Below are 26,467 nucleotides of genomic sequence, written 5' to 3' on the forward strand. Positions count from 1 at the left end.
CAATAGCATAAAAAATAGAAATGAACCAAACCAATATAAAACAATTAGAAACCGAACTTTGGGACGCAGCCGATGATCTTAGAGCAAACTCTAAATTAACAGCAGGCGAATACAAAGACCCATTATTAGGTTTAGTACTCTTACGTTTTGCACAAAACAGATACGAAGATGCTAAGGTTGAAGTGCAAAACAGCTTACCAATAAATCCGCGTACAGGAAAAAAACGAGCAGCCAATAAAGACGATTTTGCAGGACAAGGCGCTATGTTTATTCCCGAAAAAGCAAAGTATGATTACTTAGCAGGTTTGCCTGAAGGCGAAAACATAGCCGAAGCCATTAACAATGCTATGAAGCTTATTGAAGCCGAATATCCAGATTTAGCGGGTATTTTGCCAAAAAGCTACCAAGAGTTTGGATCAAGTCCAAAAGTTGTGGGATTTAGAAATTAGGCATAAATATTTGAGAGTCTAAAAAGGAAAAATTTGATGTTTCTAACACCTCTAAATTGTGCTCTAAATGCTTTTATTTTAGCATTAAACGATTCTGCAGAAGCATTTGTACTTCTATTGTCAAAATAGTTGAGTATATTCTGATAATGTATAGACATTGTTCTAGCAATGGTATTAAAGCTTTTAAACTTCGCTTGTCTTACATTTTCATCCCATTTAGCAAGTCTAGTTAAGGCAACGGTTTTATCTTTTGTTTGATTGTAAATCCAGGATAAGTTTTGACATAAATTGTATGCCTTTTCTATATCTGGATAAGTTTTAAAAAGTATTTCAGCTCTTTCTTGTTGGGAGTTAGTCCATTTGTTACTAGATTTATACAATAGGTATCTACTTCTAGCTAATAATTGTTTTAGAGTATCTCCATTTGGTAGTAGTTTAGGAACATATTTTAAGGAGTTGTTTCTAGCATTTTCTATGGCGTCGTTATCTTTATCTATTGCTTCCCAACGATGTTTAATTCTAATTTCTTGCAAAGCATCTAAAGCTAATTTTTGCACATGAAATCGATCTATAACTAGTACTGCTTTTGGAAATGATTTTTTAACGATTAACCCCATGTTTGCTGCCATGTCTAAGGTTACTTCTTTTACTTTTTTTCGTTGTTTTAAAGAGATTTTATTAAGGATTCTAATAACATCTTCTGCTTTAGTGCCTTTAATCATGGCCAGTAAAGCACCTTTTTTTCCATTCGCATTTTTATTAGTCACGATAGTATATAAATCTCCATTAGAAAATGCTGTTTCATCTATGGAAAGATAGCTTCCAGTATTTTCAGGAAAAAGCAACCATTGTTCAGCATGTGGTTTTTGGTTCCATTGCTTAAAATCACTTAAATAATCTTTGTATTGTCTCTGTAAGTTTCTAGGGCTTACTCCGTAAAAGGTTGCTACAACAGATGTACTTGTAGCATTATTACAGACTGATTTGTTTTAAAAAAGCAGCAAATTCACTAGTAATTCTAGTGCCTTTTGCTACTAACTGCCAATCTCTTATCACTAATTTTTTAGAATTATCATCAATCCAACGCCTTCTAATAACATGTAGAAAAACGTTTTTACCTCGAATAGGAAAATCTTGAATAGTGGCTTCTGGAAAAAATCCTTTAGAGCTTAATTTAAGTGTTTTAAATTCTTCAGGAATTGTGTTTAACTCAGTGAAATAGAAATGGAGTTCTTCATTTTTAACTTCGTGTTTGGTAAGTTTAAAATAGTTAACAAGTATTTCTGGTAGTAATAATTTAATAAGCTCAATTGAAGTATCCAAAATAGAAGTAATTTAAAAGTCAAAGTTCTTCCTTTTTATTTTACTCCACAACTTTTTGTGTTGATCCAAGAGGGTTCTGGTGGTATGTTTGTGCAAACCGCTCATTTTATAAAAGACCATGAAAACAAAAGCGTTAACGAGGCGATTACCGTTTATGGTACAGAATTAAAAAGCAACAATACCCGTTTGGCAAAAATGAACCTTGCCATACATGGTATAGAAGGCAAAATTATAGAAGCCAATAGTTTTTATAACAATCCGCATCACTTAACTGGAAAGTGCGATTTTGTCATGGCAAATCCGCCTTTTAATGTCGATAAAATTGATGCGAAAAATAAGTTTCTAGCAGACGACGAACGTTTACCTTTTGGCGCACCACTTACAGGAAAAGGCACCATTAGCAATGGTAACTATTTGTGGATGCAGTATTTTCATAGTTATTTAAATGAAACAGGAAGAGCAGGTTTTGTTATGGCAAGTTCTGCAACCGATGCAGGAAATGCCGAAAAACTAATCCGCCAAAAACTAATTGAGTCTGGTGATGTTGAATGTATTGTAGCTATAAGCAACAATTTCTTTTACACACGAAGTTTACCTTGTCATGTTTGGTTTTTTAACAAAGGAAAAAAAGCAGAAAACAAAGACAAAGTTTTAATGATAGATGCGCGTAACACCTTTAAAAAAGTAAGCACAACTATTAACGAGTTTAGCGACGACCAATTAGAAGGTTTAACTGCTATTATGGATGCTTTTCGCACCAACGAACCGTCATTGCAAAAAGAACCGTCATTGCGAGGCACGAAGCAATCTCATGATGCAAATAACTGGCTAACCCAACATTTCCCAAAAGGGAAAATACCAAGACATAGAAAGCTTATGTAAAATAGCTTCTCTAGAAGAAATTGCAGCACAAGATTACAGCCTTACTCCAGGACGTTACGTTGGTGTTAAGATTGATATTGATATGGATTTTGACTACAAAGGCAGAATGCAAGAAATACATACCGAATTAGCACAACTAAACACCGAAGCCAATAGTTTAATGGATCAAATTCAATCGGTGAAGTTATGATGGAAGGTTGGAAACAAATTAAGTTAGGAGATGTTTGTAATATTAATAATAAAAATATTAATAAGAATTTTAGTTTTGAAGACATTACGTATTTAGATATTTCATCTGTTGGTTCTGGAAATGTAGATTTTAGTAATAATATTTCTAAAAATGATGCACCATCAAGAGCTAAAAGAATACCAATTAAAAATGATTCAATTATTGCAACTGTAAGACCTGGAAATAAAACTTATTGTTATTTAAATGATTTTCCAGAGAACACAGTAGTTTCAACAGGATTTGCAATATTATCTCCGATTGAAGAAAAGATAGATTCAAGATATTTATATTATATAGTTTCTGAAGATTCTTTTACATCATATTTAGTTTCTGTTGAAAAAGGAGCAAATTATCCAGCTGTAAGTGCAAATGATATTGCTGATGCAAAAGTTACTATTCCACCAATAAAAACCCAACGCAAAATAGTAGCCATTTTATCGGCTTATGATGATTTAATAGAAAACAACCTTAAACGCATCAAATTATTAGAAGAACAAGCACAACAAACCTATGAAGAGTGGTTTGTACGTTTTAAATTTCCTGGTTATGAGAATGTGGAGATTGATGTGGTTAGTGGTTTGCCTTTTGGGTGGGAGATTTCAACTTTAGGAGAGTTTGCAAAAACTTCTTCAGGCGGAACACCAAGTAGAAAAAAGGAATCAGAGTATTATGAAAATGGGACAATTCCTTGGGTAAGAACAGGTGAGCTTAAAAATTTTATCTTGATAGATTCTGAACAGAAGATCACAAAATTAGGTTTGTCAAAATCATCTGCTAAATTATTTCCGAAGAAAACAGTTTTATTAGCTATGTATGGAAATACTATTGGAGAAACTACATTCTTAACTTTTGAAGCTTCTACTAATCAAGCTTGCTGTGGTTTTTTAGTAAAAGATGATATTTATAAATCATACTTTCTACATCAATTTCTGTTAAATCAAAAGGAATATATTTTGAATTTCAGAATGGGAGCTGCTCAAGAAAATATTAGTCAAGGGATAATTCAAGGTATTAAATTCAAAAAACCATCAAAGGATATTTTACTAGAGTTTGAAAAACAAATTTCACCAAAATATGATTTAATTGAAATTCTATACAACCAAAACCAACACTTAAAAGAAGCGCGAGATATTTTGTTACCACGTTTAATGAGTGGTTTGGTGGATCCTTCGTCAAGCTCAGGACAAGTTGTGGAGAGTTTGTAAAAAAAATAAAAGAAAAAAGAAAAAAATGAAAGAAATTAAAACAGAATTTGATGCGAAACTAAACTATGGTTTAGAGAAAAAGATAGTCCTGAAAGGATTGATTATAGAATCACGTGGAGGAACAAAAGGATCTGATAATTATAGAAACCCAGAACACAGTCTATTATTAGCTTATGTTCTAAAAAAAATACAGAATGCTAAAGTTTCAGATTTAGAAATTTATGTTGCTTCTAATTCTTCAAACTATACAACGACAAGTGAACGCAAAATTTTAATTGATGGTGATTTCAAAATAGATCTAAGTAAATTAATAAGTTTCGAAGATTTCTTAAAGGATATAAAAAAGTCTATAAAGCAATCAGGACAAAGTAAATCTTCTACAGGAGGAAATAGTACTAAAAAGTTATTATTCTATTCTAAGGATTTCGATTTAGAAAAACTATTTAAAAACTCTCTTGATGTTTTAATAGATACTGAATTAAATGAAGAAGATCTAGAATACACTTATCAAAAAGTAAAAAAGCGTTTAGGTCAATCAAAGTTTAGAAAAGAACTTTTAAAGGCTTACGATAATACTTGTGCCGTAACTGGATGTGAAGTTTTAGAAATTTTAGAAGCAGCTCATATTCAACCTTATTCTGGAGCACATACAAGTACAGTAACAAACGGCATTTTATTACGATCAGATATTCACGACTTATTTGATTCTTGTAATTACGAAAAAAGTTTAATTCATATTTCTGCTGACTTTAAGATTGAAGTTCATTCTTCTTTAAAAGAATCGGAATATTGGAAGTATAATGGTAAGGAAATACAATTGCCAAAAGATAAAAGTGATTATCCTGAATTTTAATAGTTGATATGAATTTCTAATATTATCTATTAATAATTTGGTTCGTAAGTACTTTTAATGAGTGGTGTTATAGATAAGGATAGTTTGGAGATTAGTGATGAATGTTTAAATAATTTAATTGAGTTATACGTTTAGCTTCTGTTTTATTTGATTTTGATAAACTGGTTTGGCAACTACCATTCTTTCAATTGTTTTATGAAATATACTTTTCTGAAATTGAGATCTATTAATTCTAAAACAAAATTCATCAAAATAAGCTTGAATATGCCATTTACTTACATGAGTTGGTATTGCTCTAAGCCAAGACTTAACTTGCATAATCATGACATGTAATTGTTTAAAGTTAGCACCATTATTACTATAGATTTGCTCAATGTTATAAACTTCTTTCAAAGGTTCATATCCTCTCCATTTATCTGTTATTATTTTAGCAGATTTACTTATGTGTTCTTCAAAAATTGGTGTTAATGATTTTGCAGAATAGTCGTTTATAGATTTAATGTAAACTCTTTTCACCTTATTGTTATCTGTTAATTCTACTGCAATTACGGCTTTTTTCTTTTTTGTATCGTAACTCCTACCTTGTTTTCCTTCTTCTTTTCCTCCAACAGTAAACTCATCAACATGAATTAAGGTTTCTAGAGGATATTTTTGACTACTTTTCATTGCTTTACGAACTTTTTGCATAAAATACCATGCAGTTCCTTGACGAATACTAAAGCGTTTACCCATTTGAATACTTGAAGTACTTTTACTATTTGTGCTCATTTCAAAAGCAACACAAAACGCTTTTTGCAATCCAAATTTAACTTTATGAAAAAGTGTATTTGCAGTAGCACTTTCTACATGATGGCAAGCATAACAGTGATAATTATATCCAGCTTTTTCACAACCTTTTGTATGTCCACATTTACTACATTTAAAACCATCCTGCCATTTTATTTTTGATAAATAAGCTTTACAGGCTTCATCATTTGGTAGTTCTTTTATAAAGTTTAGTATATCTTGACCTTCAAAATTATCCATATATCAATGTTTTAAAGCTATAAGATACGGAAACTAAATGACTAACTCAATAATCTTATATGTAAGATTTTTTTAAACCAATTTATCAAAAAAAAGTAATGTTTTTTCTAAATGCTCTATCCAATAAGACCATTCGTGTCCGCCTTTAAATTCTTCAAAATTATGGGGGATATTTTCCTTTATAAGTTCTTTATGAAGTAATTTATTAGCTTCAAATAAAGAATCATTAACACCACAATCAAAACGAATAGGAGGTAAGCTTGTTTTATTTTTCTTTAAAATATCTATTAAATTTGACGTTTTACTTTCCTTTAGATATTCGTCTAAAGAATCATCTGTAAACAGTTGCATTTGTTCTAGTTTTGTAATAGAACTATGTCCAGAAATTGCTTTAAATTTTTCAGGAAATCTTCCGCCTAAAGATAAAGCACCATAACCGCCCATAGACAAACCACCTATGCAAGTAGAAGTTGAGTTTTTTGCTTCAGGAATATTTTCTTTTATTGCAGTAATCACATCATTTACAATCCAATTATCAAATTGTTTTTGATGATGAGAAAAATATGCAGAACCATCTCCCCAAAGTCCATCAGAAGGCATTGCAATAATCGCAGGTTTAATCGTGTTATTTTTAATTAGTTTTTCTGTAGTTACATGCGCACCACCTTTCATTGCCCAAATCCAAGCACTTCCATAAACACCATGTAATAAGATGTAAATAGGAAGGTTATCAAAATTATCAACTTCTGGAACATATAGGCAAATGTCTCCTCTTCCTTTTAAATTAGGCGTTTTTACGGTTAAGAATCTTAATCCTTGAGATTCAAAGTTTAAATCTGAAAGTTCTACGGTTTTAAAGCTACTTTTCATATTAAAATACAATTACACCTTTTGCATTTTTACCCGCTAACATATCATCAAAAGCCTGTTGTAATTCTTCTAAAGGATATGTTCTGGTAATCATTTCGTCTAATAATAAATCGCCTTTATCATATAAATTCACCAATTTCGGAAAATCTATTTGTGGTCTACATTTCCCGTATAATGGATTGATGTAAATTTTATCCCATTCAAAAAGGTTCATGTCAATATTAATCGTTTCTTCAATTCCACTAACTTGAACAGCGGTTCCAGCATTTCTGATCATCGCTAAAGGAGCAGCGCCTAAAGCAGGAATAGCAGTACACTCAAAAGCAAAATCAGCACCTCTTCCTTCTGTTAACTTCTTTACTTCTTCTGATGCTTTCATCAATCCAATATCATTTTTATTTGCTAGAATAGTATGGGTTGCTCCAAATTGTTTTGCCATTTCTAAACGTTCAGCATTAATATCAATGGCAATTATTTTTGCTGCTCCAGATATTCTAGCACCTTGAATTACGTTTAAACCAACACCTCCAGTTCCTAAAATTACGGCAGAACTTCCGGCAGTAACTTTCGCTGTATTTACAGCAGAACCGTAACCTGTCATTACTCCACAACTAATTATACTTGCTGAAGGCATTGGCATTTCGCTTTCTAATTTTACACAAGCAGATTCTTTTACCAAAGCATATTCTGCCAACGTACCAATATTAAAAGAACGTTCTATAGGTTGATTATTCCACTTAGAGCCTTCTAAATGTGCATGACCAGGAGTATAACCATTTCCACCAGCAGTTACAGGTGAATTATTTTCACAAATATGCTGGTTGCCTTCTTGACATTGAAAACATTTCATACAAGGTGTTGCCCAGTTTAAAATAACTTTGTCACCTATTTTAAAATCGGTAATATCGGCGCCAATTTTTTCTATAATTCCTGCACCTTCATGACCTAAAATAATTGGTTTTCCCCAGTTTAAAGAATCGTGATCTGTGTGACATAAACCAGCAGCTTTTATTTTTACAATAATCTCATCCCCTTTTGGGTCTGAGATTGTTATCGTGTCAATAATAAAAGAACCATCCCCTTTTGCAATTGCAGATTTAGATTGTATACTCATAAATTTATTTTTTATAAAAATGTTGTAGGTTTCATTGGTATTGAAACATCAACCAACTTCGTTTTATTAATTTTTTGTTTCCCTTTGATAAATCTTGTACCTAAAACAAAGGCTTTTCCATTGTTTATTGCATCTACAGCTAATAATGCATCATCTTTAAAATACCAAACAGAAAAACTAGTGTTTTCCGTTTCTTCTTTTCTAACAATCACATCATTATACCCATTTGATAAACCAACCATTTGTAGTTTTACATCATATTGATCTGACCAAAACCAGGGAATCGTGTCATAAACAAGTTGTTTATCGCAAATTGATGCCGCTGCAACTTTACTTTGATCTACCGCATTTTGAACAGATTCTAAACGTAGATATCTTTTGTAGTGTGGGTTGTAATGAAAAGTACAATCACCAATAGCATAAATATTCTCGTCATTTGTTTGTGAGAATTCATTGACTTTAATTCCTTGTTCAATTTCTAAACCAGCAGTATCAGCAAGTTCAGTATTTACTCTAATACCAACACCGACAATGACAATGTCTGCTTCAAAAGAAGTTTCATTATCACAAAAAATAGTATTCAGACCGTTCTCAGTTTTTATAAAAGAGACATTGTTATTTGTAAGAATTTGAACATCATTTTGTTGATGTAATTCCATAAAATAATCTGACATAACTGGAGCGGTAACTCTAGCTAAAATACGTTCTTCTCTCTCTAAAACTGTTACTGATGCACCTGTCTTTTTTAATGACGCTGCAGTTTCAAGACCAATATAACCTCCACCAATAATGATTACTCGCTTTTTTTCTGATGAATCAATAGCTTTTTTTATTTCTATTGCATCATTAGCTGTTCTCATAGGAAATAAATTGGCGGCAGAATCTATTCCAGAAATTGGTGGAATAAATGGTCTTGCACCTGTTGCTATTACTAATTTATCATATTTTTGAGTTCCTTTATTTTCAATAGAAATTGTTCTGTTATTTCTATTAATTGAAGAAACTTTTACCCCTAATTTTAAAGTGATGTTGTCTTTTTTATAGCTTTCAAGCGGTTTTAAAAGGTTGCTATTTAAATCTCCATCGATGATGTAAGATTTTGATAATGGAGGTCTGTGATATGGAATATTTGGATCTGAATCAAATAATATAACTTCTCCTTGCCAACCTTCTTTTCTTAAATTGAAAGCAAAATTAACACCTGCATGACTTGCTCCAATAACTACACAAACTTGATTCGCTGTATCTAACATCAAAATTTATTTTGCAACTTTAAAAACAACTCCATCTAAATCTTCACTTACTTGAAGCTGACAAGAAAGACGACTGTATTCGTTTGTTAAATCATCAAATTCTAACATATCATTTTCTAGTTCTTCTGCTTGCCCTGTTTTTGCTACAAATTCTGGTTCAACATGTACATGACATGTAGCGCAGGAGCAAACACCACCACAATCTCCATCTATTCCTTTTATGTTATTATTTACTGCTAATTCCATTACTGAACCAGAAGTACCTTCAACAGTTATTGATTCGTTGTCTGCTGTTATAAATGTTATTTTTGCCATTTTATACTATTTTTTAAATTGTACGTTCAATGAATCGAAACCTACTTTTCTATTAAATTCTCCTAAATTTTCTATATTTTCTTTTGAATCTAGAATTGCTATTGAAGTTACTTTTTGTGATAATTTCGCCAATAGTATTCTTAAAATTTGACGAGCATGCGTTGCTCCTAAACAGTTATGAGTTCCAAAACCAAAACTAACATGTGGGTTTACTTTTCGGTCTAAAACGACTTCATTTGGGGTTTCAAAAACGTTTTCATCTCTGTTGGCAGATGCCCAATTTAAAGAAATTCTTGTATCTGCCTTAATAGCATGTTCACAGACGTGAGTATCTTTAGTTGCTACTCTTCCCATTTGAGTTAATGGAGAGAAATAACGAACCAATTCTTCAACGGCATTGTTAATCATTTCTGGTTTTTCTTTTAAAACCGCCAAAGCTTTTGGATTCCCTGCAAAGTAAGCTATAGAGTTTGTAACTGCATTAATCACAGTATCTCTACCACCTGCAAAAGTTAAAATCAATACGCCTTTTACTTCTTCTTTTGTCATTTTTTCACCATCAACTTCAGAATTTAAAAGCACAGAATACAAACTCTCACTTGGTGTTTCTATAGCCAAATCTATTTGTTTATCAATATAATCATATAAAATATTTGCTTTGTCTGCATCTAAATCAGAATCATCACTTCTAAATACGTGTGTTCCCCATGAAATCCATAAATTGGCTTCAGAATACGGTATGTTTAATAGTAATGTTAAAGCTCTAGATTGTAGTTTTAAAGCAAAATCGGCAACAACTTCAACTTCATTACTTTTTAAAGATTCATCAATAATCTCTTCAATAATGGTTGTTATTTTTGATGAATATTCTTCGTTTAAAGGTCTTTTAAACCAAGGATCTAAAATGTCTCTAAACGATTTATGTTGCGGTGGATCTACTTCAAAAGGAATTTGCCTAGTGTCTCTAATTTTTACTTCAGACGGAATTACAATTCGTCCAACTTCATCTCCACCAGATTGAAAAGCTTGCCATTGATGCGCACATTTACGTACTTCTTTATGACGCAAAACCATCGTTACAGGATCATCTTGGTCATTCATTTTACCAACACCTTCTTTTTGTCTTGCATCTTTAAACGCATCTGGAAATTCGCTTGCTTTCATATTATTTAAATTGACATTTTAGAGTTGTCAAAGATTATCTATTTATGAAATGAAAGATTCCCTTATTTATGCAATAAAGTACCTTATTATGTTGTGTGTTTTTGTTTATTGCATATATTTGAGATGTAATAGAGACTTATGCAGCCGAAATTTGAAAAAGTAGCTTTAAATAATCAGAAATCTATTATTGCGTTTAGGTATTCTGGAGATCGGTTTTATGCACCTTGGCATTTTCATCCTCAGCATGAGCTTACGTTTATAGAAAAGAGTAGTGGAACCAAATTTATTGGCGATTATGTTGGTCCGTTTGAGGAAGGTGAGTTGGTTTTAGTAAGAACAAATGTGCCGCATTGTTGGAAAAATAATTCGATAATCAATACTGGTTGCTCTTCAATTGTTATTCAATGGAATACGGGTATTTATGCTAAAGTACCGGAAATGGAAAGTGTTTTTAAAATGCTAAAAGCGGCATCGAAAGGTATTTTGTTTACAAAAGAAAATGCTTCTGAAGTGTTTACTTTACTAAAAGAATTATTGACTTTAGAAGGAACGGAATTGTATTTAAAATTTCAAAATATATTGGTATTACTATCTAGGTTTGAATATAGAGAACTCTCAGAAAAAAGTTTTATAGATGATTTGCCTTCAGAATATAGTTCTCGCATTCGAAAAGTACACGATTATGTAGAAAGCCATTATCATAAAAAAATACAATTAAAAGAATTAGCAGATTTAGTAAATATGTCTGAACAGTCTTTTTCTCGTTTTTTTAATAAAATAATGGGAAGGCCTTTTTTTACTTTTTTAAATCAATATAAGATAAATATGGCAAAAAGAATGTTAATGGACACCGATTGGTCTGTAAGAGAAATTTGTTTTGCTTGTGGCTATGAGTCTGTTCCTTTTTTTCATAGACAATTTAAGAAGTTTACAAATAATACACCTTCTTTTTATAAAAGAAAACAGAGTAAATGATAAAGCCTCTAAGAATAATCTTAAAGGCTTTATTTGTAGTTAAATAACTATACTTAATTATAAAATTAAGGTCTTATGGTAACCTCTGCAATCGTTAAATTATCGATGTAAAACTTAACGTTATTTGGGTTTTTATTATTCCACCCTCTAATTATTGTTTCATAATCACCATCTGCACCGAAATTAATAAATGCTTTTTGATACACCCATGTACCAGTAGGCATATCATCAGATAAAATAGCTACGGCAGGAGCATTCCAATCGTAATCTCCAGTACTTTTCCAATAGATTCTAACATCTGGAGCAAAACCAGTAGAATTACCATTGTCTAATAAATAAACCCAAGCCCCAATTTCGTAAGTTTTACCAGCTTTAAAACTAACTTTTTTTTGTGCTCCATTGCTTACATGTTGTACCCAAGTAAAGCCATCTGCACTTGCAGGTAGTTCTACATAAGCACTAGAGTTACCGTCTTGTGCTTGTGTTGTATTAATATTCCAAATACCAGCAGAGCCCCATGCTAATGGCCAATTTACATCTGTAGAGTTTTCAAAACTATAATCAAAATTAGAACCTTTTAAAATATTAGTTAAATTAAATTCAAGAGGTTTATCTTTAAAAACAGTTGCATTTACTTGATCTGTGGTTCTTAAAGTTCCTGGTGTATAAGAAACTTTTACAGTATCATTATTATAGATAACTTCATTTAAAGTAATAGTAATAATATTGTTTTCTCCTGCTTTAATTTCTGTTGATACTATAGAAGTAGGTATTGTAGTACCTCCATTTTCTAAAGAAATTACAAATGTAGAAACATCAAAAGAATCTGGATCCATATCTCTACTAAATTCTAAGTCAATTTTTCCTTCATTTGCTTTAACAGCATCTAACGATACCGGTTCTGTAGAAGGTATTACTTTAATTAAATCTTTTAGAAATATAGTATCACCACCAAAAGGTCTTAATCTAGAGGCAATAAATTTTAAATCATAGTTCCCTAAAGATTTATATTGTATATCTACTTCAGTATTTGTACCACCAAATGTTGTTGGATCAACTCCACTAGTACCAAAAGTCCAATTAAAAACTTCTGGAGCACCAATTGTAGTATAAGAAAATCTTACTTTTTTACTTGCAGTAACTTCATTTAATGCAGCATCAGATATTGAAATTGGCGCACCTAAAGATCCATCATCATTTAAGTAATTACCAGTAATTTGTGCTTTAACAGCTGCTAAAACAGTTACTACAATTGTAGTGTCTAATTCTTTTAAACCACTAGGCATTGAGCTGTCTTCGTTACGATAAACATCTCCTTTAAAAACTTGGTGTAAAGTTACATTATGCACTCCAACTTCATTAAAGAAACCTTTTACAGTATTTTCTCCAGAAGTATTTTTGTCTGAACCAAAGATGCTTGATACGTTTTCTGGAAAGGTCCAGGTACGTGAAGCAACTCCACTAGAAATATCACCAAAATCTATATGACCACCAATATTTATGTTGTTTTCAACATTTGCTTCTGAAGTAACAATAACCCTATGATTTGCTTCTGGTAAATTTAACATTTGTTCATCATCGCATGCATAAAAGGCAAGAAGCGAAATGCATAATATCTTATATATATTTAAATTTCTCATAATTAGTTATTTATATTCGGATTAGTCTGTAATTCTTGTATAGGAATAGGGAAATAGTTATGATTTTCCGCATTGTAGTTAGTAGCACTTAACGCAAAATCGGGTCTAATTCTACCAGGTATGTATAATGGAGCAGTATCAAATGAAAGGTCAGTGTTTTCCAGTCTCCAAACTTCGTCTGCTCTTAACTCTGTAAATACTTCTTTTACAATACCCCATCTTACTAAATCTTTCCATCTATGACCTTCAAAACACAATTCTACTGCGCGTTCTACGCGTTGTAGGTGAGTTAATACTGTTTGTGCATTGGCTTGTACCATTGGGTGTGCTCCATGTACTTGCTTACTAACATGTAATTGTGGGAATTTACCGCCATTATCGTCCATGTATTTTTGAAGTGTTATTACTCCAGCTCTAGCTCTAACCATATCTATATACTCTATGGCTGTTGCATAATCATCACTTGCTCCAAGTACAGCTTCTGCATACATTAATAAAACGTCTGCATATCTAATATGTCTAAAATTAATACCAGATCTGCGGTTAGCAGGTTCTGATGGTAAATGATACCAATTAGAGTGTTTTTTTACATAAGCACTTTGTCCAAATCCAAAACCTTTTACATCAGCAAAATCCAAACCATAATATTTTCCTTCCATAAATCTAACTGCAATCGTAGCATTCATTCTTGTAGATTCTATGTTCCCATTATTGATAGAATTATTTGGGTCCACTTCATCATAAACCAACATTTCTTGTAAGTTATAAGAAGCTAATAAAGTATTAAAACCTCCATATTGTATTGATCCAACTTCTGATGCAATTGAAGAAGATTCAGCACTAGTTTGCCAAGGAGTATCATCAACAGCACCTCCATTTACACCAGGAGCTAAGTCGAAAGAATAATTTACTTCAAAAATAGATTCTGAATTAAATTCATTTTCATGCTGAAAGTTGTCTGAAATATCTTTGGTTAAACTATATACTTTAGAATCTATAACTTGTTTAAATAAACCAGCAGCTGTTGGCCACTCTTTATTGTATAAATGTACCTTTCCTAACAGTGATGTTGCAGCACCCCAAGTTGCTCTTCCCATATCGTTACTTTCCCATGATTGTGGTAAATTATTCATTGCAAATTCTAAATCTGGAAGTATTATTGCGGCATTAATTTCTGCAATAGTAGAAAAAGGTTTAGAAAGTTCTTCTTTAGTTTCTGCTACTTTATCGTGAATTACACCTCCACCATAAGTATGTGCTAATTGAAAGTAAAAGAAGGCTCTTAAAAATTTTGCTTGCGCTTCAATTTCTGCTTTTGAGTTACCTGTAAAAAGACTAGCATCTGCATCTTGTATATTTTGAATAACTTGATTTGCTCTAAAGATACCTACATAAAGTTCGTTCCATTTATCCGTTACATGATAAATACCATCGTTATAGGTTAAGTTTCTAAAAAGATTTGGTCTGTACCAAGATTCTGTACCACCAATATCTCCCATAACCATTTCGTATATTAGTTCTCCTCCACTAATGCTTTGAAACTGTAATGCACCATAAACAGTGGTTAATGCACTGTTGTATTGTCTTTCAGATTTCCAGAAAGTATCTGTAGTAATTGCATTTGGATTAACTTCTGTTAAAAAACTATCTTCATCACATGCTACGAAGAATAACGAGCATACAAGAGCAAATAGTAATGTATTATTTTTTATTAATTTCATGATTTTTATTTTTTAAAAGCTTAATTGAAGACCTAACATGAATTGACGAGTAACTGGGTAGTTCCCTCTATCTACACCTCTTGTAAAGATTCCATCTCCACCAACTTCTGGGTCATACCCTGAGTAATTTGTAAACGTAAATGGATTCGTTGAAGTTAAATACACTCTAGCTTTATCAATACCAATATCTTCTATACCAGGAATAGTGTATCCAAGTGTTAAAGTTCTAATTCTTAAATACGTTCCGTCTTCTAAGAAATAATTAGAAGCAGCTCTTACATTATTATGAAATGCACTTCGTCTAAAAGTTGGAACATCTGATGTTGGATTTTGTGGAGACCACATGTTATATAAATCTGTATGTCTTCCTTGAGTATAGGCGTACAATTTAGACCCATTATATACTTCTGCGCCATGAGAATAAAAAGCTTGTACAAAGAAATCGAAACCTTTATAATCTAAGTTTAACCCTAAACCGGCTTCAAACTCAGCTTGTCCAGAACCAGAGTAAACACGGTCATTATCGTTAACAGCACCATCGTTATTAGTATCTTTATACATCATATCTCCTAATTGAGGCGTACCTGTAGCTGATACGTCAAGCAAATTATAGGCATCTAATTGTTCTTGTGTTTTTATAACACCATCGTTTTGCAATAAAAAGAATGAGCCTGCTTCATAGCCTTTCGCTAAAAAAGTAGTGTAATCTATATTTTCGCCTAAAGAGGTTGTAGGTCTACCATTGGCATAACCTCTATCTATACCGTTTAAATCGGTTACTTCATTTATATTTTTAGTAAAAGTACCTGAAATACTATATTTTAAGTCATCTCCAATTCGATCTTTGTAACTTAAAGAAAGTTCTAGTCCTTTATTAACCATGTCACCAGCGTTAATTTGCTTAACATCATAAACTCCTGAAGCTCGTGTATGGTAAGTACCAGAAGATGCAGGAAGGCGCTCTTGTAAAAGCATATCTTTTTTGTCATTTTGATATACATCTGCAGTAATGTTTAGTTTATTACTAAACATAGATAAATCTACACCAATATTTTTAGAAATAGTAGTTTCCCATTTAATATTAGGATCTACATAACGACGCTGAATAGAACCAAAATTTAATTCTTCATTAGGACCAAACGGATAATTTATACCAGATTCAATAATTGCTGTAAACTGATAAGGTGCAATACCTTGGTTACCAACTTCTGCCCAACTTCCTCTTAATTTAAGATTGCTAATTGCATCTACGTTAAACCAATTTTCTTCACTAACATTCCAACCAGCAGAAAATCCGAAGAAATTACCATATCTATTATTTTCCGAAAATTTTGAAGACGCATCTCGTCTATAACTAGCAGATAATAAATATTTTTCATCATAATTGTATTGAGCTCTTACTAATTTTCCAGCCAAAGTACTTGTTTGATTGTTACTAGTAGGCTTTATTCCTTCTGCACCAGAACCTAAAGTTTGAAGGCTGTTACTAGCATCTTTACTATATATGACACCAACTCCCAAATTTCTCTGTTTAAATCTTTCGTAAGAAATTACACCTAATAAATTAAGATTGTGTTTTCCGAAGTTTGTAGAATAATTAAGAATGTTTTCAATAGATTCTCTTTTAGAAAATATATAATCCTCATTTAGCAAGGCTTGTTCAGTTGAAGCAGTTGCATTAAGTGTTCCATCTCTAGCGTATGCTAAATATTGAGGACGGAAGAATTTTCTATAATAGTTATATTCATTTGAACCTAAATTTAGTTTGTACTTTAAACCTTTTGCAATTTCATACTCTAAATTAAGTGCAATATTGCTAGACTTTGTTTCTCTTTCGTCTATATTTTCTAATTGACGAGATAGGTAACCGTAAAATATTTCATTCTCCACATCTAGTGTAACACTATTTTCTCCAATGGATGGAATATCACTTAAAGGTCTGCTCCAAGGAGATTGACCAATACTATATTCGTAAAGAGCATAAGGTTCTTGTGTTCTATTTTCAATAGTATAACCAAGAGTTGCAAAGGCTTTAAATTTACCCTTGGTAAATTGCCCAGTTAATCTATTAGCTAACCTATTAAAACCAGAATTAATTAGAACACCATCTTGTTTAAAGTAATTGGTATTAAAGTTTAAGGTTAAGTTCTCTACACCACCAGAAATATTTAAACTAACATTTTGAATAACAGCATTATCATTTTGAACGTCTTCTACAAAATTCGTATCAAAATCTAAAGCATTTGCGTTAATAAAAAAAGTTTGTGGTTGAGATCCTAACTGTTCTGTAGCTATCTCTAAACTATACAGTTGTTGAGCTGTATTCATTAAAGGGGTTCCAGAAGTAATGCTTTGGATACCTGTATAGGTTGAGAGGTCAATTTTCATTTTACCTGCTTTTCCTTTTTTTGTAGTAATTAAAATAACTCCGTTAGAAGCTCTTGTACCATAAATTGAAGCAGCAGCTCCATCTTTTAAAATATCTAAAGATTCAATTTGATCTGGAGAAATGTTTGGGTTCCCTTCATAAGGAATACCATCTACAACATATAATGGTCCAGCTGCACCAGAGGAAACAGATCCTAAACCTCTAATTTGTACGTTTGCAGCTTCTCCTGGTCTACCACTTGATGCTTGTATGTTTACACCTGCTACCTTACCTTGTATTGCTGCACCTAAGTCGGCTACTGGAGATCTACTAATTTCTTCAGCCCCAACGTTAACAACAGCTCCTGTAACTTCTTTCTTCTTTTGAGTACCATAACCCACAACAACAATCTCATCTAACAAAGAAGCGTCAGAAAGTAATGTTACATTAATAGTGGTTTTACCAGTTTTAATTATTACTTCTTTTGTTTTGTACCCTAAATAACTAAAAACTAAAATGTCTCCCAACTTAGCTTTTAATTCATAAGTTCCATCCATTTCAGTACTTTGTCCATTGCTAGACCCTTTTACAATTACACTAGCTCCAGGTAAAGAATCTCCATCTGCACTTACTGTTCCTTTTATAGTAACATTTTGTGCTTGGATAAAACCAAAACTAAGCAGAAGTAATGCTGTTAATAGCATTTTTCTGTAATTGCATTTTTGCAAATTTAATTTCATTTTTTTATCGATTTTTGAATTATCATACCCAAATATTGTGTTTTTCTTACAAAACACCAATTTAAGGTACTTGACAAAAACTGAACAGGTTAAATTTTTAATTTTTTGTTAAAATTAACAGTTCCTTAAGAGTCTTTTTTTTATTTTTTGTTAAAATTATTTTAAGGACTTGTTTTTCTTATTTTTTGTTTAGATTAAGTAATAATTATATTTTTAAAAACAGGTCTTTGTGTTGTTATTTGTTTGTTTTGTAGTGATTTATGTTTTTTTTAATCCTTTTTTATAAAGATGTTTTTTTTGATAAAATAAGTGTGTTCAATTATGAACTTGACATGTCAAGTTGTAATTTTCTAATGGAACAGCTATTAAAAGGAGATTTATTTTTAGTCACTGTTTTGTCAGAAACGATACTTAAAAAAGTTAAATAAGAATAGAATAAAGGTAATTTAGTTGTTTGATTTGGGTGCTTTTTTATCTTTTTACCTTAAAAACAAATTTAAAAGTTGAATTATAAATATCATTTTTTTATGATTTTAAGTTATAGTAAGATAAAATTCTGTTCTTATTTTAATTTAAAATAGGTCTAAATATAATTTTATTTATAATAGATAAAGTTTCAATTTATTTTTAAGTTTAATGGCAATTTAAAAACTACGTTATTTAATTTTTTATAGTATAACGTTCTCTTTTATTAAAATAAAAAAGGTGTAAAGCATAGAGAATCTTTTATGTTATAAAATTTTATCATTTTTTATATTAAAAAGATCAGGTTATAATAATTGTTAAAAGTGTGTCTCTAAATACGTTTTACTTTAAAAAGGATAAAAAAATCTATAAAGAGTTTTTTTTTTGAGTAAAAGAAACTTTTTTTTTAGAATTGTTTAGTTTATGTCAAGACGATAAGTTACCAATAAAAAGAGTAATACTGTAATTTTAGAGCTTATTAACTAAAATACATTTAACATGAAAAAAATTACTTTATTATTACTTTTTATGAGTTCGCTAGCATTTTCTCAAAGAGTAGAACCTACCTTTAGTTGGGCAAACAAAGCAGATTATCAAGTTAACGGAGAAGAAGCAGTAACGTTTTCGCCTGGACAAGAAATTAATTTTTCTATAACGCATACGCTTGGGGCCACAAATGGCGTTGATGATACACAAAGTTTTGTCCTTTTTGGAGTTCAAGATGAAGCTGTAGCTAATTTAGATCATATAGATGGTGTATGGGCTAATAAAAGTATAGGTGATCCAGATCCTTCTTATTTTGTATACGCTATGACAGGTACTTATACAATTCCTGCAGATGCAACGTTAAGTTCTGCTAATGCAGATTTAACTTACAGAGTATTGTCTTATTTAGCATATACACCAGATGGAGGTACTGTTATTTATGGAGGTGATGGCGCAAGTGATACTCCATTAGTTTATATAAGGAGTGCCGCAGAAATAACAGCTTTGTCTACAACAGATTTTACAAAAGAAACAGCTTTAATAATGTATCCTAATCCTGTAAAAAACACAATATTTTTAAAAGGACAAAATTTGCCTGAAACATATAAAATTACAAATACTCTTGGAAAAATTGTTAAACAAGGAAATTTTGAAGGAAGTATTGATGCTTCAGCTTTAAGTACAGGAATGTACTTTTTAGTTTATGATAATAAAACTTACACAAAGTTCTTGAAAAAATAAGAGCTCTTAAAATTAATCTTTTTAATCAATTGAATTTAAGATTAAATTCAATTGATTTTTATTTACAATAAATTTATGAAAAATAGAACACTACTTACTTTAATTTCTTTTTTCTTCCTTTTTTCTTGTTCTAAAAAAGAAGTAAAGAAAGATTTTATAGAAGATTTAATTTCAAAAATGACACTTCAAGAAAAAGCAGGACAGTTAAATTTAATTCCAACAACAGGTTTTAATAAAACTGATTCAGTTCACCTTTGGATTAAAAAAGGATTGGTTGGTCATGTACAAAAATCGATAGGAGTTAAAAATAATTATGAACTGCAAAAAATTGCAGTAGAAAACTCAAGATTGGGTATTCCGTTGCTGTTTCAAGAAGATATAATTCATGGTTATAAAACCATAGCACCAGTTCCTTTAGCAGAAGCATCTAGTTGGGATTTGGCAGCAATTAGAAAATCGGCAGCGATTGCAGCAAGAGAAGCATCATCCGCAGGAATCCATTTAACATTTGCGCCAATGGTAGATATTGCAAGAGATCCTAGATGGGGAAGAATTTTAGAAGGAGCAGGAGAAGATGTTTATTTAGGAAGTTTAATTGCTGCAGCTAGAGTAAAAGGATTTCAAGAATCTAATAAAGAAAATAGCAATATTCTAGCAACCGTAAAACATTTTGTTGGTTATGGAGCTTCTTTAGCTGGTAGAGATTATAATATTTTAGATTTTTCAGAAAGAGAGTTAAGAGAGACCCATTTACCTCCTTTTAAAGCAGCAATTGATGCTGGTGTATCTAGTGTAATGACCGCATATTCTGCTTATGATGGAGTGCCTTTAGTAGCAAATAATTTTTTATTGAAAGATGTTTTAAGAGATGAACTAAAATTTAAAGGTTTAGTAATGACAGATTGGGAAACGGTTGGTAATTTAGTGAAAACAGGAATTGCGAAAAATGATACCATTGCTACAAAAATGTCTTTATTAGCAGGGAATGATATCGATATGTCTACTAAAAAATATGTGAATTTACTTCCAGAAATGGTGAGAAAAGGAATTATTTCTGAAGCTGTTTTAAATAATTCGGTAAGAAACGTATTGTTGTTAAAACAAAAAGCGGGTCTTTTTAAAGATCCTTATGCGTATTTTAATGAAGAACGAGAAGCTAAAGAACTTTTATCCGAAGAAAACATACAAGCAACAAAAGAGATGGCTGTAAAAAGTATGGTGCTTTTAAAAAATAAGAATAACCTTTTACCACTTTTAAAGAAGAAACAAAGAATTGCAATTATTGGTCCTTTTGCAAAAGCACAAAAAGATTTATTAGGTTGGTGGTCTAGTCAAGGTAACCCAAATGATGTTGTTTCTATTTTTGCTGGAATTAAAAAGAGAGTTCCACAAACCTCAACTATTTCTTATGCTCAAGGTTGTATTGTAGAAGATTTTGAAATAAAAGGAGTAGAAATGATTGCTGACGCTGTAAGAGCTGCTAATAATGCGGATGTTATAGTATTAGCCTTAGGAGAAAAAGAATGGATGAGTGGAGAAGGAGGAGGTACAGCATCTTTGCTTTTACCAGGAGCGCAACAACAATTATTAGATGCAGTTGCAAAAACAGGAAAACCAATTATTACCTTAATTGTTTCTGGAAGACCTTATGTTTTAACAGATGTTGTAAAAAAATCTACCGCTGTTTTACAAGTTTGGATGCCAGGAACTACAGGTGGTACAGCAGTTGCTGAAATTTTGTTTGGAGATTATAATCCTTCAGGGAAATTAACGGTTACTTTTCCTTTTCATCAGGGGCAAGTTCCTATTTATTATAATTATAAGAAAACCAGTCATTCTTTTAATGCAGGACCTAAGAATAATAGATATACAACAACTCATAGAGATATTACTTCTGATCCATTATTCCCTTTTGGTTTTGGATTAAGTTACAATAGTTATTCTTACAAAAATTTAAAGCTTGATAAAACTACAATGAATAAAAATGATAGTATAAAAGTTTCTGTTGATGTTACTAATAAAGGAAAATACAACGGAAGAGAAATTGTACAATTATATATTCATGATAAAGTTTGTTCGGTAACAAGACCAGTAAAAGAATTAAAAGACTTCTTAAGTTTAGAACTTAAACCAAATGAAACGAAAACGGCTACTTTTTATATTACCTCAGATAAATTAAGGTTTATAGGTCTTGATTATAAAACAACAATTGAAGAAGGAGCGTTTGAAGTTTTTGTTGGTAAGAATTCTTCTGATACTTCTAAACTAGACTTTTGGTTAGAATAAAGATTTAAATTATGTAAAGGTAAAAAGTCTCAACTTATAGAATAAGTTGAGACTTTTAAATTTAGCATCCTTAATACATTAAAACCCAGTTTCTAGCGCTTCCATACTTGCAGCTTGCTTGTATAAGAACATCTTCTTTATCACCACCATTATCTTCCATGTCAGCAATACTAGTTTGTAATTATAGAGACATTCCTATTAAGAAGAATAATCCCCGAAAAAGTAATTTGTTTTTAATTTTGTTGTTTTAGTTAATAATTGAGTTATTTTTTTTCATAGCAATTATTAAACAGAATTGTATCTATTTATTTTTTTATAAATTTTCCTGTTTTGTTATTGTTTTTTAAGTAGTAGATTCCAGGAGCAAGATTATTAATATCAATTCTACCAGAATTGTCTGATTTTAATTTTAAAACTTCTCTTCCTTGAATATCAATTATTTTAAAAAAAGTATTACTTAAATCAGGATTCACAAATAAATGGGTGTTTGCAGGGTTTGGATATAAAAGCAAGCCATTTTTGTTAATATCAATAACATTTAAAGAGCCTTCTACAATATTTATATTAAGTGCTTGCAGGGTTATATGTTTGTCTCCATCACTTGAGTAAAAAGTTATCCATAACCAATAGAAATCTCCACTTGGTAAATCTGCAGTTGGTATTGCGTTTTCTAAAGAAATAGTTGCTGTAGAGGTTCCTGATTCAGTATCTAATGCAGAAGCATCTACTACTAAATAATCATTTTGAGGAACCCAACCAGCATTTAGGTGTCTTAACCAATATTTAATTCCACCATATTCTTTAGCAATAACTTTATGGCCAGAGCCTGCATGGTAATTTGTGGTTATCACTAAATCACCTCCAGTACTAAATGCAGTTGTTGTGTATTTGGATGCATCATCAAAAGTTAAAGAAGCAGTTACGCTTTCTGTAACTGTAATTATTGATGTATCGGTTTTGGCTCCATCTGTTGTAGTTGCTGTTATTGTAACAGTACCACTTGCAACACCGGTAACCTGTCCGTTTGAATTAACAGTTGCAATAACATCGTTAGAACTAGACCAAGTTATTGTTAAATCGTCTGCATTTGCTGGAGTAATTTCTGATGTAAGTGTTATTTTTTGTCCACCAACTATATCCGCAGTTTCTGGAGTTATTGTTATAGATGCAATATTAATTCCATACCAAGCAACTACATTTATAGTAGCAGAACCAGAAATGGTATTTGCAGGAATAGAAGTTGCCGTAATTGTAACTGTACCTTCCAGTACTCCTGTTACATTACCTTCATTATCTACAGTTGCAATTGTTTCATCACTAGAAGACCAAGTAACATCTTGACTTGCATTTACTGGTAAGAAAGCTAATGATAAACCTTCATCTTCACCAACTCTTACTTCTAATGGGTTAGGTGTTATTGTAATATCTGTTGGATCTACAGTATTAGTATCTATTATTTTATTAACGCCTTCATCAAGAATGGTTAACATTTCACCATCTCTCCATCTTACTTCTACTTTAACAATATGATTTTCTTGTCCTAAGCCAAAATGCGCAATGTTTAATAAACTTTGTGAATGTGCTTCACCAGCAGAACCAACTCTTCTTTTAAAAACTTTGTTATCTGTTGTTACCGTAATTTCTGCACCTAATGGATCTACATTAGAATTTGGAGCATAACCAACATTTACAGTTACATAATTGTTGCTATTAGACATATTATTTTTATACATATGCCAAAGACCATATTCATCATCACCATTTAGAATGTCTAACTTTCCATCTTGATTATAATCAAAAGCTTGCCCCATATCTCCATGACTAGAAGCACCTCTGTTATTTGCAGTATGAGAAGTTGTAATTTCAAATTTACCTTGTCCTGTATTTAGTAACATGTAATCTGAAACTCTATTTGTTAAATACCCAAACCGATACACATATAAGTCTTCAAAACTATCATTATTAAAATCTCCTTTAGTTACACCCCAATGATTTCCTCCCTTAGGGATATTCCAAGCATCAGAAACATTGGTATAAGTCTGATTGTTATTCATTAATAGTACATCTTGGTAGTTTCTGTTGTTTGGTATCCAACCAGTTGGTGTAAATTCTGTTACATCATCAATTCTAGCATGAATAGACCAAAATATATCTGCATTACGAACAAATTCCATTTTCCAAACACCATTTCCTGTATGACCAATGTAGAAACCGTTTTCCGTTCTTGCAGTTGGCCAACCATCTGCAGCAGCTTGTGTTATTTCTAAAGTAGTTGTTTTATCCGCTATGGTGTTTTCTTGCTTTGCGCTTCCTAGAAACACAGGATAACCGTCCGCATAAGCATTTCTCGTTACAAATTCGAAACCAGAAAGTGTAATTGAGTTGTCTGCTTTTACTTCAAAAGGTAAAGTTCCTTGGCTACCAGATACTCTCATATCTAACCTTTTTATTTGTGGTAAAAAGTCGGTAGCATTATTATCTGCAATTCCAAAATAGCCTTGCCCTTTCGCTAAATATAAATCTAAATCTCCATCATTATCTATGTCAATATCTGTCATAGATGTAATAGAATAACTACCAACTAAATCGGCTGGTAACCATGCTGTAGAAACATCCGTGAATGTGAAATCTCCATTTCCTTTCCAAATTGATAGTGGAGAGAAAATTACAATATCATCTATATGATCATTATCTAAATCTGTCAATAAAATTCTTTCTCCATTTGCATCTTCAACACCTGCAACGTTTATAGTTTCAAAAGTTCCATCGCCTTTGTTTCTATAGAAAATGTGTTGTTCCCCATTATCCCCATTTATTCCTTCAGCATTTATAAGTACTAAATCTAAGTCTCCATCAGAATCTAAATCTGCCCATCTAGGAGAACGACCTCTTGCTCCTTTTGTAATTCCTACAGCTGCATCACTTCTTTCTAAAGTACCATTATTGTTTTTGTAGAACACAGGAGGGGTAGGAGCGGATCCATTTCCACCACCTAAGGTGATCAGTAAGTCTAAGTCTCCATCATTATCGTAGTCTGCAGCTGCAGAACCATGTAAATCCATTAATGTCCAAAGAGATAAATCTGTAGCGTTTTTTGTAAATGTTCCGTCACCATCATTCCAATACAATTTACTTGGTGAATCATTATGGTTATTTAAGATTAAATCATAATCACCATCATTATCCATATCTGCAATTGTTGGACCTGCGTATTTTAAACTTGGTTCATCTATAATTCCTGCAGCAGCAGTTTCATCTGAATATTCAGGAATTACTACATTAGAAACATCTGTTAAACTAAAACTATCTATTATTAAATCACTTCCTGTAGCTGCTAACTTTAATTCTGTTGCACCTGTTACAGAAAATTTTACAATACTATTTAAAGAAAAAGTGCCAGATCCTGAAACATCTATATTATCAGCAATAATTTTACCATCTGCATATAAAGAGAAATTTGCATAACTAGTAGCTGAGGTTAATTGAACGTCTAATCTTTTATATAAGCTACCAGAAACTATATAATTTGTTGTGATAGGAGTTAATGTTTGCAAAGTTGCAGGAACTGTTAAAATATCTGCAACAACAGGAGTTACTGTTGATGTTGGAGTCATTGCTATTTCATCTACAAAATAAACATCGTCAGCACCAACTGTACCTTCGTTAAAATGAATTCTTATATTAGATATCCATCCTCCAGCATTATTTATTACTGCGTCTGTATCATTACCAGAGAAATCAAACTCTACTTCTGTCCAAGTATTTAATGTTGTTGAAAAACTTTTAGTAATTTCAAAATGATTTACATTTCCATTTCCTAAATGTAAAGTGATATCAAAATCTGTTTGATTTTGAGAATATACCATGAATTTAAAAAACTTATTTGCAGATAAAGCAAACCCTGTTTTTGTGGTATTTCCATTAAAAGCAAGCTGTAATGAGTTGTTTTTATTTGAACTAGCAGTTTCTGTATACTTAACAGAGTTCATTGTTGTATTAATGCCAGTGTTTTTAGGATTAACGACTAAAGAAATTAAAGGTACGTTTGGGTCTGTAAGCCATTCTGCTGCAGCGTCACAATCTGGTTTAGGATTATTAATATCATCAGTTTCAAAATCTGAAATTGATGTTTGTGCGATTAGACTTGATGTAAATGCAATAATAATTATAAGTAGTAATTTTTTCATAAAAAGTATTTTGATGCGGCAAAATACTTTTTTAGAGAAATATACTTGCGGCTGTGAACTCGTCAATAACTAAGTATATTGTAAATTAAGTGAATAATCAACTTGACAAAAACTTGACAATTAGAATGAAAAACATTAAAAACACTAGGTTTTAGGCTCTTTATTTTTAAAAATT

19 protein-coding genes are annotated in these 26,467 nt (G+C 31.5%); 7 read left to right on the plus strand and 12 right to left on the minus strand.

The window, feature by feature from the left end; translation table 11 throughout:
* The first annotated feature begins 20 nt into the window (after positions 1–20).
* A complete protein-coding gene (locus KV700_RS16245; RefSeq protein ID WP_218598534.1) occupies positions 21–449 on the plus strand; it encodes a type I restriction-modification system subunit M N-terminal domain-containing protein in 429 nt (142 codons plus the stop codon).
* On the opposite strand, the gene KV700_RS16250 is transcribed toward KV700_RS16245, so the two are convergent.
* Together KV700_RS16250 and KV700_RS16255 are read right to left on the minus strand one after the other, a co-directional pair.
* Positions 446–1,294, minus strand: a complete 849-nt coding sequence (locus KV700_RS16250) for a transposase (protein WP_218598260.1) — start codon at positions 1,292–1,294, stop codon at positions 446–448. The genes KV700_RS16245 and KV700_RS16250 overlap by 4 nt on opposite strands.
* A gap of 127 nt (positions 1,295–1,421) precedes the next feature.
* The gene (locus KV700_RS16255; protein WP_218597728.1) at positions 1,422–1,772 is read right to left on the minus strand and encodes a transposase; all 351 of its coding nucleotides are present in this window, start codon (positions 1,770–1,772) and stop codon (positions 1,422–1,424) included.
* Positions 1,773–1,829: 57 nt separating this feature from the next.
* On the opposite strand from KV700_RS16255, the gene KV700_RS16260 reads away from it, so the two are divergent.
* From KV700_RS16260 to KV700_RS16275, 3 genes are all read left to right on the plus strand, one after another.
* A complete protein-coding gene (locus tag KV700_RS16260; protein WP_218598535.1) occupies positions 1,830–2,654 on the plus strand; it encodes a class I SAM-dependent DNA methyltransferase in 825 nt (274 codons plus the stop codon).
* 186 nt (positions 2,655–2,840) lie between these two features.
* Positions 2,841–4,088, plus strand: coding sequence for a restriction endonuclease subunit S (locus tag KV700_RS16270; protein WP_218598536.1), 1,248 nt, complete (start codon positions 2,841–2,843; stop codon positions 4,086–4,088).
* Positions 4,089–4,113: 25 nt separating this feature from the next.
* Positions 4,114–4,941 carry an HNH endonuclease gene (locus tag KV700_RS16275; protein WP_218598537.1) on the plus strand — a complete coding sequence of 276 codons (828 nt, stop codon included), beginning with the start codon at positions 4,114–4,116 and terminating at the stop codon, positions 4,939–4,941.
* Between the two features lie 123 nt (positions 4,942–5,064).
* Here the strand turns inward: KV700_RS16275 and KV700_RS16280 are convergent, their stop codons facing one another.
* The 6 genes from KV700_RS16280 to KV700_RS16305 form a co-directional block, all read right to left on the minus strand.
* Positions 5,065–5,967 (minus strand): IS1595 family transposase, encoded by a 903-nt coding sequence (locus tag KV700_RS16280; protein ID WP_165734421.1) that lies wholly within the window; start codon positions 5,965–5,967, stop codon positions 5,065–5,067.
* Between the two features lie 72 nt (positions 5,968–6,039).
* Complete coding sequence (locus KV700_RS16285; RefSeq protein ID WP_166382828.1) at positions 6,040–6,837, minus strand: alpha/beta hydrolase family protein; 798 nt, start codon at positions 6,835–6,837, stop codon at positions 6,040–6,042.
* 1 nt (position 6,838) lies between these two features.
* A complete protein-coding gene (locus tag KV700_RS16290; protein WP_218598538.1) occupies positions 6,839–7,951 on the minus strand; it encodes a Zn-dependent alcohol dehydrogenase in 1,113 nt (370 codons plus the stop codon).
* An 11-nt stretch (positions 7,952–7,962) separates the two neighbouring features.
* Entirely contained in the window at positions 7,963–9,204 is a 1,242-nt protein-coding gene (locus tag KV700_RS16295) for an NAD(P)/FAD-dependent oxidoreductase (protein WP_166382832.1), read from the minus strand.
* Between the two features lie 6 nt (positions 9,205–9,210).
* Complete coding sequence (locus tag KV700_RS16300; protein ID WP_166382834.1) at positions 9,211–9,519, minus strand: 2Fe-2S iron-sulfur cluster-binding protein; 309 nt, start codon at positions 9,517–9,519, stop codon at positions 9,211–9,213.
* Between the two features lie 6 nt (positions 9,520–9,525).
* A complete protein-coding gene (locus tag KV700_RS16305) occupies positions 9,526–10,683 on the minus strand; it encodes a cytochrome P450 (RefSeq protein ID WP_166382836.1) in 1,158 nt (385 codons plus the stop codon).
* A 138-nt stretch (positions 10,684–10,821) separates the two neighbouring features.
* On the opposite strand from KV700_RS16305, the gene KV700_RS16310 reads away from it, so the two are divergent.
* A complete protein-coding gene (locus KV700_RS16310; protein WP_166382838.1) occupies positions 10,822–11,658 on the plus strand; it encodes an AraC family transcriptional regulator in 837 nt (278 codons plus the stop codon).
* 65 nt (positions 11,659–11,723) lie between these two features.
* Here KV700_RS16310 and KV700_RS16315 read toward each other — a convergent pair whose 3' ends face one another.
* Genes KV700_RS16315 through KV700_RS16325 form a run of 3 tightly spaced genes read right to left on the minus strand, consistent with a single transcriptional unit; the run spans position 11,724 to position 18,127 of the window.
* Entirely contained in the window at positions 11,724–13,298 is a 1,575-nt protein-coding gene (locus KV700_RS16315; protein ID WP_166382840.1) for a hypothetical protein, read from the minus strand.
* A 2-nt stretch (positions 13,299–13,300) separates the two neighbouring features.
* Positions 13,301–15,019, minus strand: coding sequence for a RagB/SusD family nutrient uptake outer membrane protein (locus KV700_RS16320; protein WP_166382842.1), 1,719 nt, complete (start codon positions 15,017–15,019; stop codon positions 13,301–13,303).
* A gap of 12 nt (positions 15,020–15,031) precedes the next feature.
* Complete coding sequence (locus KV700_RS16325; protein WP_218598539.1) at positions 15,032–18,127, minus strand: TonB-dependent receptor; 3,096 nt, start codon at positions 18,125–18,127, stop codon at positions 15,032–15,034.
* Between the two features lie 963 nt (positions 18,128–19,090).
* Between KV700_RS16325 and KV700_RS16330 the strand changes: the two genes are divergently transcribed.
* A complete protein-coding gene (locus KV700_RS16330; RefSeq protein WP_218598540.1) occupies positions 19,091–19,819 on the plus strand; it encodes a T9SS type A sorting domain-containing protein in 729 nt (242 codons plus the stop codon).
* A 75-nt stretch (positions 19,820–19,894) separates the two neighbouring features.
* Positions 19,895–22,105, plus strand: coding sequence for a beta-glucosidase BglX (bglX, locus tag KV700_RS16335; protein ID WP_218598541.1), 2,211 nt, complete (start codon positions 19,895–19,897; stop codon positions 22,103–22,105).
* 305 nt (positions 22,106–22,410) lie between these two features.
* Here bglX and KV700_RS16340 read toward each other — a convergent pair whose 3' ends face one another.
* On the minus strand, positions 22,411–26,292 hold the full coding sequence (locus tag KV700_RS16340; RefSeq protein ID WP_218598542.1) for an Ig-like domain-containing protein: 3,882 nt from the start codon (positions 26,290–26,292) through the stop codon (positions 22,411–22,413).
* Between the last annotated feature and the right edge of the window lie 175 nt (positions 26,293–26,467).

This window comes from Polaribacter sp. NJDZ03, from assembly GCF_019263805.1.
Lineage (GTDB): Bacteria > Bacteroidota > Bacteroidia > Flavobacteriales > Flavobacteriaceae > Polaribacter.